General features: G+C 71.5%; 9 protein-coding genes and 1 pseudogene. 1 reads left to right on the forward strand and 9 read right to left on the reverse strand.

Going from position 1 to position 10509, the window contains the following annotated elements; genetic code table 11:
• Window positions 1–109: 109 nt before the first annotated feature.
• Window positions 110–1906, forward strand: a complete 1797-nt coding sequence (locus tag ABZ281_RS20815; RefSeq protein ID WP_356657490.1) for a TIM barrel protein — start codon at window positions 110–112, stop codon at window positions 1904–1906.
• Here ABZ281_RS20815 and ABZ281_RS20820 read toward each other — a convergent pair.
• The 9 genes and pseudogenes from ABZ281_RS20820 to ABZ281_RS20860 form a co-directional block, all read right to left on the reverse strand.
• Window positions 1893–2141, reverse strand: a pseudogene (locus tag ABZ281_RS20820) (membrane-associated oxidoreductase); the annotation flags it as partial. The gene ABZ281_RS20815 and the pseudogene ABZ281_RS20820 overlap by 14 nt on opposite strands.
• A gap of 3 nt (window positions 2142–2144) precedes the next feature.
• Entirely contained in the window at window positions 2145–2309 is a 165-nt protein-coding gene (locus ABZ281_RS20825) for a hypothetical protein (protein ID WP_356657492.1), read from the reverse strand.
• A gap of 59 nt (window positions 2310–2368) precedes the next feature.
• Window positions 2369–2956: a histidine phosphatase family protein gene (locus ABZ281_RS20830; protein WP_356657494.1), complete on the reverse strand. Its 588-nt coding sequence runs from the start codon at window positions 2954–2956 to the stop codon at window positions 2369–2371.
• Between the two features lie 3 nt (window positions 2957–2959).
• On the reverse strand, window positions 2960–3844 hold the full coding sequence (gene gnd, locus ABZ281_RS20835; protein WP_356657496.1) for a phosphogluconate dehydrogenase (NAD(+)-dependent, decarboxylating): 885 nt from the start codon (window positions 3842–3844) through the stop codon (window positions 2960–2962).
• A gap of 1 nt (window position 3845) precedes the next feature.
• Complete coding sequence (gene pgi / locus ABZ281_RS20840; RefSeq protein WP_356657498.1) at window positions 3846–5510, reverse strand: glucose-6-phosphate isomerase; 1665 nt, start codon at window positions 5508–5510, stop codon at window positions 3846–3848.
• Window positions 5503–6438, reverse strand: a complete 936-nt coding sequence (gene opcA / locus ABZ281_RS20845; RefSeq protein ID WP_356657500.1) for a glucose-6-phosphate dehydrogenase assembly protein OpcA — start codon at window positions 6436–6438, stop codon at window positions 5503–5505. Before opcA ends, pgi begins: the two co-directional genes overlap by 8 nt.
• On the reverse strand, window positions 6435–8114 hold the full coding sequence (gene zwf, locus ABZ281_RS20850) for a glucose-6-phosphate dehydrogenase (protein ID WP_356657502.1): 1680 nt from the start codon (window positions 8112–8114) through the stop codon (window positions 6435–6437). The genes opcA and zwf overlap by 4 nt, the downstream gene beginning before the upstream one ends.
• Entirely contained in the window at window positions 8111–9256 is a 1146-nt protein-coding gene (tal, locus tag ABZ281_RS20855) for a transaldolase (RefSeq protein WP_356657504.1), read from the reverse strand. The genes zwf and tal overlap by 4 nt, the downstream gene beginning before the upstream one ends.
• A 19-nt stretch (window positions 9257–9275) precedes the next feature.
• Window positions 9276–10509: transketolase C-terminal domain-containing protein (locus ABZ281_RS20860; protein WP_356657506.1), on the reverse strand; the 1234-nt coding region annotated here is incomplete at its 5' end.

Genomic DNA, 10509 nt, shown 5'->3' on the forward strand with positions numbered 1-10509 from the left:
GCGAGTGGGGGTACCCCCTGCTCGAGCGGAGTCGAGAGCTTGGGGGAGCGTGCCGGGCGTCGTGACGGGGCGAACGTTGCCTGTCGCGGCACTAGAGAGAGGTACCGACGTGCGTACGTCCATCGCCACCGTCTCCCTCAGCGGCTCCCTCACCGGGAAGCTCGACGCCGCCGCCCGGGCCGGCTTCGACGGGGTGGAGATCTTCGAGAACGACCTGCTGGCCAGTCCCCTCACCCCCGAGGACATCCGCGCCCGCTGCGACGACCTCGGGCTCCGCATCGACCTCTACCAGCCGATGCGGGACATCGAGGCCGTCCCCGAGCCGGAGTTCGCCCGGAACCTGCGACGGGCCCGGCACAAGTTCGAGCTGATGCGCCGGCTCGGCGCCGACACGGTCCTCGTCTGCTCCAGCGTCTCCCCGCAGGCGGTGGACGACGACGCCCTCGCCGCCGAGCAGCTGAGCCGGCTCGCCGACCTGGCGGCCGAGTACGGCATCAGGGTCGCCTACGAGGCGCTCGCGTGGGGGCGGCACGTCAGTACGTACGACCATGCCTGGCGCATCGTCGAGAGGGCCGGTCACCCCGCGCTCGGCACCTGCCTGGACAGCTTCCACATCCTCTCGCGCGGCTCGGATCCCCAGGGCATCGCGAACATCCCCGGCGAGAAGATCTTCTTCCTTCAGCTCGCCGACGCCCCGCTCCTGGCCATGGACGTCCTGCAGTGGAGCCGCCACTACCGCTGCTTCCCCGGCCAGGGCGGCTTCGATGTCGCCGGGCTGGTGCGGCGAGTGCTGGCCACCGGCTACGACGGCCCGCTCTCCCTGGAGGTCTTCAACGACGTCTTCCGGCAGGCCGACGCCGGTCCGACCGCCGTCGACGCCCGGCGCTCCCTGCTGGTCCTTCAGGAGGCCGTGGGCGAGGCGCCCCTGCCCGACCCCGTCGTCCCCACCGGTGTCGCCTTCGCCGAGCTGGTCACGCCCGACGCCGAACCCCTCGCCGTCCTGCTCGGCGCTCTGGGCTTCACCCGTACGGCACGGCACCGCGGCAAGCCCGTCGCCCTGTGGGAGCAGGGCGAGGCCCGGATCCTGGTCAACACCGGGACGGCCGCCCGCCGCGACGGCACCCGGCTCGCCGCGATCGGGCTGGAGTCACCGGACCCGGCCGGAGCCGCCCGGCGGGCCGAGGCCCTGCTCGCGCCCGTACTGCCCCGCCGTCGCGCGCCGGAGGACGCCCCGCTGGACGCGGTCGCCGCCCCCGACGGCACGGAGCTGTTCTTCTGCGCCACGGGCCACCCGGAACTGCCCGACTGGCGGGCCGACTTCGAGAACACGGGCGTGCCCTCGGCGCAGGCGGGCATCCGGGGCATCGACCACCTCGCCCTCACCCAGCCCTGGCACCACTTCGACGAGGCGGCCCTCTTCCACCGAGGCGTGCTCGGCCTGCACGCCCAGGAGAGCGTCGACGTCGCCGACCCCTACGGTCTGATGCGCAGCCGCGCCGTCACCACCCCCGACGGCAGTGTCCGGATCGCCCTCACCGTCGGCGCCGCGCCCACCGACGACACCGTCCACGCCCAGCACATCGCCCTGGCCACCGACGACGTGGTCGCCGCGGCCCGCCGGTTCCGGGAGGCGGGCGGCAGCCTGCTGCCGGTGCCCGCGAACTACCACGACGACCTCGCCGCCCGCTTCGAGTTCGCCGACGGTGAGCTGGAGACCTACCGTGACCTCGGCATTCTCTACGACCGCGACGACCACGGCGTCTTCCGCCACTGCTACACCCGCACCGTCGGCCGGGTCTTCTTCGAACTGGTCCAGCGCGACGGCGGCTACCGGGGCTACGGCGCCGCCAACGCGCCGGTGCGGCTGGCCGCGCAGCACACGGCACGGGCGCTCAATGGCGGCTGACGGTCCGGGTGATGCCGGTGACGACGGTGGTGGCGAGGATCCAGTCAGTGAGCACCAGGGCGTAGGAGAGCCACTGGTAGCCGTCGGTGGGGGCGAACGCGGCCTCCTGCCCGAAGGAGATCACCGGCAGCAGCAGGTCGAGGGTGTAGAACACCGGATTGAACTGCGGCGCCTCGTCCGCCTTCAGCGGCGCGGGGTGGTGCAGCGCGTAGGCGAGGGAGCCGATCACGAGCAGGTCTCAGCAGCAGTGCCCGCGCCACGGCCGCCCGTACGGTCCGCTCGGCCCCCAGTCGGCGCCCCGTCCCGGGTCCTCGTCGGCCGGACTCCTGAAGTCCACGTCCTGCCCGCGCGGGAAGGCGCGCCACACCCGCTCCTCGGCGGGTGTCATGTCGTCGATCTCCATCAGCGCGGACTCTGACGCGCCCGGCCGGAGGCTGCCAACTCACCTCCGGCCGGGACTGGTTAGGCCCTGGAGTTCCACTCCGCGATCACGGGCCGGCCGTGCTCGGTCGACAGCCGGCTGACCGTGCCGGTCTCCAGCCGGAACAACTGCCCCCGTGCCGGGGGCAGACCCAGCCGGCGGGCCGTCAGGACGCGGAGGAAATGGCCGTGCGCCACCAGCATCACATCGCCCTCGGGCAGCGACTTCTCCGCCCGGGCCAGCACCCGGTCGGCGCGTTCGCCGACCTCCTCGGGGGACTCGCCGGGTTCGCCGTCGGGGCCGGGCGGGCCCCCGTCGGTCCACAGGTCCCAGTCGGGGCGGGTGCGGTGTATCTCCTCGGTGGTGACGCCCTCGTAGGCGCCGTAGTGCCACTCGTGCAGGTCCGCGTCCCGCACGGCCCCCGTCAGGCCCGCGAGTTCGGCGGTGCGCACCGCGCGGCCGAGCGGGCTGCTGAGGACCAGGGCGAAGGAGCGGCCCGCGAGGAGCGGGGCGAGCGACGCGGCCTGCTCCTCACCGTGCGGGGTGAGGGGCAGGTCGGTGAAGCTGGTGTGCTGTCCGCTCCGGCTCCACTCCGTCTCGCCGTGGCGGACCATGAGCAGATCACCCACGTGCTACGCCTTCTTCGCGGACTCGACGGCGTGGCCGCCGAACTGGTTGCGCAGCGCCGCGATCATCTTCATCTGCGGCGAGTCGTCCTGACGGGAGGCGAACCGGGAGAAGAGCGAGGCGGTGATCGCGGGCAGCGGCACGGAGTTGTCGATCGCGGCCTCCACCGTCCAGCGTCCCTCACCGGAGTCCTGGGCGTAGCCCCGGAGCTCCTTCAGGTGCTCGTCCTCGTCCAGGGCGTCCACCGCCAGGTCGAGCAGCCAGGAGCGGATGACGGTGCCCTGCTGCCAGGAGCGGAACACCTCGCGGACGTTGTCCACCGAGTCCACGGCCTCCAGCAGCTCCCAGCCCTCGGCGTAGGCCTGCATCATCGCGTACTCGATGCCGTTGTGGACCATCTTCGCGAAGTGCCCGGCGCCGACCCTGCCCGCGTGGACGTAGCCGTACGGGCCCTCCGGCTTGAGCGCCTCGAAGATCGGCAGCAGCCGGTCGACGTACTCCTTCTCGCCGCCGACCATCAGGGCGTAGCCGTTCTTCAGGCCCCACACGCCGCCGGAGACGCCGGCGTCGACGAAGCCGATGCCGCGCTTGCCGAGCTCCTCGGCGTGCTTCTCGTCGTCCGTCCAGCGCGAGTTGCCGCCGTCGACGACGGTGTCGTAGGGCTTGAGGAGGCCCGCGAGCTGGTCGATGACGTGCTGGGTGGGGCCGCCGGCCGGGACCATGACCCAGACCGTGCGGGGCGCTTCCAGCTGGTTGACGAGGTCGGCCAGGCTGTCGGCGTCGGACTTCTCGGGGTCGGTGTCGTAGCCGATGACGGTGTGGCCGGCGCTGCGCAGACGCTCGCGCATGTTGCCGCCCATCTTGCCGAGACCCACAAGACCGATCTGCATGTCAGTTCACTTCCCGAAGTTTGCGGTAGGCGGCCACCAGCGCGGCCGTGGACGGGTCGAGACCGGGGACGTCAGCGCCCTCGGTCAGGGCGGGCTCGACGCGTTTGGCGAGGACCTTGCCGAGCTCGACACCCCACTGGTCGAAGGAGTCGATGTTCCAGACGGCGCCCTGCACGAACACCTTGTGCTCGTAGAGGGCGATCAGCTGGCCGAGGACCGACGGGGTCAGTTCGGTGGCCAGGATCGTCGTGGTGGGGTGGTTGCCCCGGAAGGTGCGGTGCGGCACCTGCTCCTCGGGCGCGCCCTCCGCGCGGACCTCCTCGGCGGTCTTGCCGAAGGCGAGCGCCTGTCCCTGCGCGAACAGATTGGCCATCAGCAGGTCGTGCTGGGCCTTCAGTTCGCCGCTCAGCTCGGCGACGGGCCGGGCGAAGCCGATCAGGTCGGCCGGGATGAGCTTGGTGCCCTGGTGGATGAGCTGGTAGTAGGCGTGCTGCCCGTTGGTGCCGGGCGTGCCCCACACCACCGGGCCCGTCTGCCACTCCACCGGCTTCCCGTCGCGGTCCACCGACTTGCCGTTGGACTCCATGTCGAGCTGCTGGAGGTAGGCGGTGAACTTGGACAGGTAGTGGCTGTAGGGCAGGACGGCATGCGACTGGGCGTCGTGGAAGTTGTCGTACCAGATGCCCAGCAGGCCCAGCAGCAGCGGGGCGTTGGCCTCGGCCGGGGCGTTGCGGAAGTGCTCGTCGACGATGCGGAAGCCGTCGAGCATCTCCCGGAAGGGGTCCGGGCCGATCGCGATCATCAGGGACAGGCCGATCGCGGAGTCGTACGAGTAGCGGCCGCCGACCCAGTCCCAGAACTCGAACATGTTGTCGACGTCGATGCCGAAGCCGGCGACCTTCTCCGCGTTGGTCGACAGCGCGACGAAGTGCTTCGCCACCGCCTTCTCGTCACCCCCGAGCCCGTCCAGGAGCCAGGACCGTGCCGAGGTGGCGTTGGTGATCGTCTCGATCGTGGTGAAGGTCTTGGACGCGACGATGAACAGCGTCTCCGCCGGGTCCAGGCCGTGCACCGCCTCGTGCAGGTCCGAGCCGTCCACGTTCGACACGAAGCGGAACGTCAGATCCCGGTCGGTGAACGGCCGCAGTGCCTCGTAGGCCATCGCCGGGCCGAGGTCCGAGCCGCCGATGCCGATGTTGACGACGTTGCGGATGCGCCTGCCGGTGTGGCCGGTCCACTCCCCGGAGCGCACCCGGTCCGCGAAGGCGGCCATCTTGCCGAGCACCGCGTGCACGCCCGGGACGACGTTCTCGCCGTCGACCTCGATGACGGCGTCCCGCGGCGCGCGCAGGGCGGTGTGCAGCACGGCCCGGTTCTCGGTGACGTTGATCTTCTCGCCGGCGAACATGGCGTCGCGCAGCCCGAACACGCCGGTCGCCGCGGCCAGCTCCTGGAGCAGGGCCAGCGTCTCGTCGGTGACCAGGTGCTTGGAGTAGTCGATGCGCAGGTCGCCCACGTGCACGACGTAGCGCTCGGCGCGTCCCGGGTCCGCCGCGAACAGCTCCCGCAGATCGGGCCGGGGCAGGGCGTCCGTGCGGTGGTCCTCCAGGGCGGTCCACTCGGGACGCCGGTCGAGCCTCGGGGAACCGGAGGGGGAGTCAGACATGAGCGGGGGTCTCCTCGGTTGCCTCGCCGTTCAGGGCGATGGCGTACATCTCGTCCGCGTCGAGGCGCCGCAGCTCCTCGGCGATGAGTTCGGAGGTGGCACGGACCTTCAGGGCGAGGGTGCGCGACGGCTGGCCCGGCAGGGTCAGCGTGGCCAGCGGTCCCTCAGGGCGGTCGACGACGATCTCGCCGTTCTCCGTGCCCAGGCGCACGGCCGTGACGACCGGCCCGGCGGTGACCACCCGGTCGACCCGCACGTGCAGCCGCGCCTCCAGCCAGCGGGCCAGCAGCTCGGCGGCCGGGTTCTCGGCCTCGGCCTCCACCGCCGCCCAGACGATCCGCTCCATGGCCTGGTCCAGCGCCGCCGCCAGCATCGAACGCCAGGGCGTCAGCCGGGTCCAGGCGAGGTCGGTGTCACCGGGCGCGTAGGCGCGGACCCGGGCCTGGAGCGTCTCCAGCGGGTTCTCCACGGCGTACAGGTCGGTGATCCGCCGCTGGGCCAGCGCCCCGAGCGGGTCCGTGGAGGGTACCTCGGGGGCGTCCACCGGCCACCACACCACCACCGGCGCGTCCGGCAGCAGCAGCGGCAGCACCACCGAGTCGGCGTGGTCGGACACCTCGCCGTAGGTCCGCAGGATCACGGTCTCGCCGGTGCCCGCGTCGGCGCCCACCCGGACCTCGGCGTCCAGCCGGGAGGACTGGCGGTCGCGCGGGGTGCGGGCGTGCCGCTTGATGACGACCAGGGTGCGCGAGGGGTGCTCGTGCGAGGCCTCCTCGGCCGCCTTGATCGCGTCGTAGGCGTTCTCCTCGTCCGTGACGATCACCATCGTCAGGACCATGCCCACGGCGGGTGTGCCGATGGCGCGGCGCCCCTGCACCAGCGCCTTGTTGATCTTGCTTGCCGTCGTGTCGGTCAGGTCGATCTTCATGGCCTGCGCCAGCTCCGTCCGTCTCGTGCGAGCATCTCGTCTGCCTCCTCGGGTCCCCAGCCGCCCGAGGCGTACTGCGCGGGCCGGCCGTGCGTGGCCCAGTACCGCTCGATCGGGTCGAGTATCTTCCAGGACTCTTCCACTTCCTGGTGACGGGGGAACAGGTTGGCGTCGCCCAGGAGGACGTCAAGGATCAGCCGTTCGTACGCCTCGGGGCTCGATTCGGTGAACGACTCGCCGTAGGCGAAGTCCATCGTCACGTCCCGGATCTCCATCGACGTGCCCGGCACCTTCGAGCCGAAGCGGACCGTCATGCCCTCGTCCGGCTGGACGCGGATGACGATCGCGTTGGAGCCCAGCTCCTCGGTCGCGGTGGAGTCGAACGGGGAGTGCGGCGCCCGCTGGAACACCACGGCGATCTCCGTCACCCGGCGGCCCAGCCGCTTGCCGGTGCGCAGGTAGAACGGGACGCCCGCCCAGCGGCGGTTGTCCACCTGGAGCCGGACCGCGGCGTACGTGTCGGTCGTGGAGGACTGGTCGATGCCGTCTTCCTCCAGGTATCCGCGCACCTTGGTGCCGCCCTGCCAGGCCGCCGCGTACTGGCCGCGCACGGTGCCCTGCCCCAGGTCCTGCGGCAGCCGCACCGCCTTGAGGACCTTCAGCTTCTCGGTGAGCAGCGAGGCGGCGTCGAAGGCGGCCGGTTCCTCCATCGCGGTGAGCGCCATCAGCTGGAGCAGGTGGTTCTGGATGACGTCACGGGCGGCGCCGATGCCGTCGTAGTAGCCGGCCCGGCCGCCGATGCCGATGTCCTCGGCCATGGTGATCTGCACGTGGTCGACGTACGACCGGTTCCAGATCGGCTCGAACATCTGGTTGGCGAAACGCAGGGCCAGGAGGTTCTGGACGGTCTCCTTGCCGAGGTAGTGGTCGATCCGGAAGACCTGCTCCGGGTCGAACACGTCGTGCACGACCCGGTTGAGCTCCTCGGCCGACCCCAGGTCGTGCCCGAAGGGCTTCTCGATGACCGCCCGGCGCCAGGAACCCTCGGGTGCGTCGGCCAGCTTGTGCTTCTTCAGCTGCTGGACGACCTTCGGGAAGAACTTCGGTGGCACCGACAGGTAGAAGGCGTAGTTGCCGCTGGTGCCCCGGGAGGCGTCCAGCTCGTCCACGGCGTAGCGCAGCTGCTTGAACGCCGTGTCGTCGTCGAAGTCGCCCGGGATGAACCGCATGCCCTCGGCGAGCTGCTGCCAGACCTCCTCACGGAACGGGGTCCGGGCGTGCTCGCGGACCGCGTCGTGCACCACCTGCGCGAAGTCCTGGTCCTCCCAGTCCCGGCGGGCGAAGCCCACCAGGGAGAATCCCGGCGGCAGCAGACCGCGGTTGGCCAGGTCGTACACGGCCGGCATCAGCTTCTTGCGGGACAGGTCGCCGGTCACGCCGAAGATGACGAGTCCGGACGGACCCGCGATCCTGGGCAGACGGCGGTCGCGCGGGTCGCGCAGCGGATTGCTGAAGTCGGTGTCGGTGTCGGCGCGGTACCTGATGGGGGCGGCCTCCGTCGTGCCGCTCACCCCGGTCTGCTCGACCCCGGCCGCCTCCTGCGCGGCCCGGGCCTCCTTCTCCTCCTTGGTGCCCTTGGTCTCCTGTTCGGCCGTCTGGGGGATGCCCTCGCTCATTCCGCGTCAACTCCCTTGTTGTTCAAGGACTTGGTGACCGCGTCCAGCAGGTCCTGCCAGGCCACCTCGAACCCGGCCACGCCCTCGTCCTCCAGTTGCCGCACCACCTCGTCGTATGCAATGCCGAGCCGTTCGACGGCCGCCAGGTCGGCGCGGGCCTGGGCGTAACCGCCGGTGACCGTGTCGCCCTGGACGTCCCCGTGGTCGGCGACGGCGTTCAGCGTGGCCTCCGGCATGGTGTTGACCGTGCCGGGGGCGACCAGTTCGTCCACGTACAGGGTGTCCTTGTATGCGGGGTCCTTCACACCGGTGGAGGCCCAAAGGGGGCGCTGCCGGTTCGCACGGACCCCGCCCAGGGCCTGCCAGCGCGCTCCGGCGAAGACGCGCTCGTACGCCTCGTAGGCGAGCCGCGCGTTGGCCAGGGCCGCCCGGCCCTTCAGGGCGAGGGCCTCGTCCGTGCCCAGCAGCGTCAGCCGCTTGTCGATCTCGGAGTCCACACGCGAGACGAAGAACGACGCGACCGAGTGAATGCCCGACAGGTCGAGACCGGCCGCCTGGGCCTTCTCCAGGCCGGCGACATAAGCGTCCATCACCTCGCGGTAGCGCTCCAGGGAGAAGATCAGCGTCACGTTCACGCTGATGCCCGCGCCGATCACCTCAGTGATCGCCGGCAGGCCCGCCTTCGTCGCCGGGATCTTGATCATCACGTTGGGGCGGTCCACCAGCCAGGCCAGCTGCCGGGCCTCGGCGACGGTCGCCGCCGTGTCGTGGGCGAGGCGCGGGTCGACCTCGATGGAGACCCGGCCGTCCCGGCCGCCGGTCGCCTCATACACCGGCCGCAGGACGTCGGCGGCGGCCCGGACGTCGGCGGTCGTCATCATCCGGACGGCCTCGTCGACGGTCACCCCGCGCACCGCCAGGTCGGCGAGCTGCTCCTCGTAGCCCGCGCCGGAGCCGATGGCGGCCTGGAAGATGGACGGGTTGGTGGTGACGCCGACGACGTTCCTCGTGGCGACGAGCTCGGCCAGGTTGCCGGACTCGATCCGCCGGCGCGACAGGTCGTCGAGCCAGATCGACACGCCCTCGTCGGACAGGCGCTTCAGTGCTCCCGCGCTCGCGGTCGCTTCGGTCACAGTGATCATCTTCTTTCGGGCGGTCGGATCAGCCACGGGCGGCGGTGAGGGATTCCCGCGCGGCGGCGACGACGTTCTCGGGGGTGAAGCCGTACTCGGCGAACAGGGTCTTCGCGTCGGCGGAGGCACCGAAGTGCTCCAGGGAGACGATGCGTCCCGCGTCCCCGACGAACCTGTGCCAGGTCAGCCCGATCCCGGCCTCGACGGCGACCCGGGCCTTCACGGACGGCGGCAGCACGCTGTCGCGGTAGGAGCGCGGCTGCTCCTCGAACCACTCCACGGACGGCATCGACACCACGCGGGTGGGCACACCGGCGCCCTGGAGCAGCTCGCGCGCCCCGGCGGCGACGTGCACCTCGGAGCCGGTGGCGATCAGGACCACCTGCGGTGCGCCGCCCTCCGCCTCGAACCTCACGTAGCCGCCGCGCGCCGCGTCCGGGTCCGGCTCGAAGGTGGGCACGCCCTGGCGGGTGAGCGCGAGGCCGTGCGGGGCCGGGGCGGTGCCGTGCCGCTTCAGGATCTCGGCCCAGACGACCGCGGTCTCGCCTGCGTCGGCGGGGCGTACGACGTTCAGACCCGGAATGGCCCGCAGCGCGGCCAGGTGTTCCACCGGCTGGTGGGTCGGGCCGTCCTCGCCGAGGCCGATGGAGTCGTGCGTCCACACGTACGTCACCGGCAGCTGCATCAGGGCCGACATCCGCACCGCGTTGCGCATGTAGTCGGAGAACACCAGGAAGGTGCCGCCGTAGATGCGGGTGTTGCCGTGCAGCGCGATGCCGTTCATCTCCGCGGCCATGGAGAACTCACGGACGCCGAAGTGCACGGTGCGGCCGTACGGGTCGGCCTCCGCCAGCGGGTTGCCGCCGGGGAGGAAGGAGCTGGTCTTGTCGATGGTGGTGTTGTTGGAGCCGGCGAGGTCGGCGGAGCCGCCCCACAACTCGGGGACGACCGGGCCGAGCGCCTGGAGGACCTTCCCGGACGCGGCCCGGGTGGCGACCGCCTTGCCCGGCTCGAACACCGGCAGGGCGTCCTCCCAGCCCTCGGGCAGCTCGCCCTTGCTGACCCGGTCGAACGTGGCGGCCCGCTCCGGGTTGTCGGACCGCCAGGCGGCGATCCGCTTGTCCCAGGCGGTGCGTGCCTCGGCGCCCCGGTCCAGGGCCTGGCGGGTGTGGGCCAGCACCTCGTCGGCGACCTCGAAGGTGAACAAGGCCCTGGGAGGCCGGGAGAACCGGGTCAAGTCCCTGCTCAAGGAGCTCGACACC

The organism is Streptomyces sp. NPDC006265 (genome assembly GCF_040613555.1).
In the GTDB taxonomy this organism is placed as follows: Bacteria; Actinomycetota; Actinomycetes; order Streptomycetales; family Streptomycetaceae; genus Streptomyces.

Bases quoted from the DNA above. Each gene is read 5' to 3' on its own strand.
- gnd (WP_356657496.1), bottom strand. From the start codon at position 3,844: ATGCAGATCGGTCTTGTGGGTCTCGGCAAGATGGGCGGCAACATGCGC.
- pgi (WP_356657498.1), bottom strand. From the start codon at position 5,510: ATGTCTGACTCCCCCTCCGGTTCCCCGAGGCTCGACCGGCGTCCCGAG.
- ABZ281_RS20825 (WP_356657492.1), bottom strand. From the start codon at position 2,309: ATGGAGATCGACGACATGACACCCGCCGAGGAGCGGGTGTGGCGCGCC.
- zwf (WP_356657502.1), bottom strand. From the start codon at position 8,114: ATGAGCGAGGGCATCCCCCAGACGGCCGAACAGGAGACCAAGGGCACC.
- tal (WP_356657504.1), bottom strand. From the start codon at position 9,256: ATGATCACTGTGACCGAAGCGACCGCGAGCGCGGGAGCACTGAAGCGC.
- opcA (WP_356657500.1), bottom strand. From the start codon at position 6,438: ATGAAGATCGACCTGACCGACACGACGGCAAGCAAGATCAACAAGGCG.